Below are 1236 nucleotides of genomic sequence, written 5' to 3'. Positions count from 1 at the left end.
AAATGGATAAAGGCTTGCGGGTGGTATCCTGATTTTGTAACACGAATCTTTCACAAAGAATATACGTGCTTTAATAATAATGTCGTGCATGAAAGTATCATCGTGCCAAAAGATGCACGATTTATCAAGCTAGATTCTGGACTTACACATTACGCGTTTAGAGACATCACACATTTGCTTGAAAAGCTGCAACGCTACTCTAGCCTGTGGGCAGAGCAACACACACACAAAATCGCAAGTCCGCTTAAGGCTATCATTCGCGGAGGTTGGAGTTTTGTAAAAAACTATGTGCTACAAAAAGGGTTTTTGTATGGATACAGAGGCTTTATTATTTCCGTGTGCAATGCGCTTGGCGTGTTTTTTAAATATATGAAACTTTATGAAAATCAAATAACCCCACCGCGTAGTGTTTCACTTATTATTACTACCTACAACCAAAAAGAACGCTTAGCTTTAGTGCTAGATTCCATAAAACATCTACACACATTGCCTACTGAAGTGCTTGTTGCCGATGATGGAAGCAAAGAAGACACAAGAGAACTTATCAAAGCCTATATGTCGGACTTCCCTTGCCCACTTAAACATATTTGGCAAGAAGATAGAGGCTTTCGTCTAAGTCAAATTCGCAATCGCGCAATCAATGCAGCACAAGGTGAATACATCATTATCATCGATGGAGATATGATTGTGCATCCATCGTTTGTGCGCGATCATATAGCCTTTGCCAAACCAAAAGTTTGTTTGCAAGGTTCACGTGTGATTTTGGATTCTAATACCTCACAAACAATCCTCAAAAACAAGCAACATAATCAAGACGATGCATATACATATGCCTTTGGACATGGAGGATTCAAAGCAAAATCTTGCAAGATCCTAGCAAAGTGTGTGTATCAAAACTCAAAAGTAGATTCTAAGTTTTTTGCCAAAAAGGACTTTATCAAGGGTATTCGTGGGTGCAATATGAGCTTTTATAAACGCGATTGTGAGGCGATCAATGGATTTAATCAAGATTTTATTGGGTGGGGACGCGAAGATAGTGAGTTTGTAGCACGATTTTTATTTAATGGTGGAGTTTTGAGGCGTTTAAAATTTGCTGGTATTGCATATCATCTCTATCATGAAGAAAACGCGCGTGATATGTTAGAATCTAATCATCAAATCCATCTTGCTACAATCCGCACAAAAGCAAAACACTGCCAAAATGGCTTAAAGGACCCACAATGAATCCCTTCTTTT

The 1236-nt window shown here is 38.7% G+C and carries 1 protein-coding gene; it reads left to right on the top strand.

The features are described from left to right. A partial coding sequence (locus C6H22_RS08345) for a glycosyltransferase (protein WP_104694807.1) occupies positions 1–1224 on the top strand: 1224 nt, incomplete at its 5' end. Between the last annotated feature and the right edge of the window lie 12 nt (positions 1225–1236).

This window comes from Helicobacter equorum (genome assembly GCF_900198655.1).
GTDB lineage: Bacteria > Campylobacterota > Campylobacteria > Campylobacterales > Helicobacteraceae > Helicobacter_F > Helicobacter_F equorum.
This window is presented reverse-complemented; position numbering and strand designations above follow the sequence as displayed.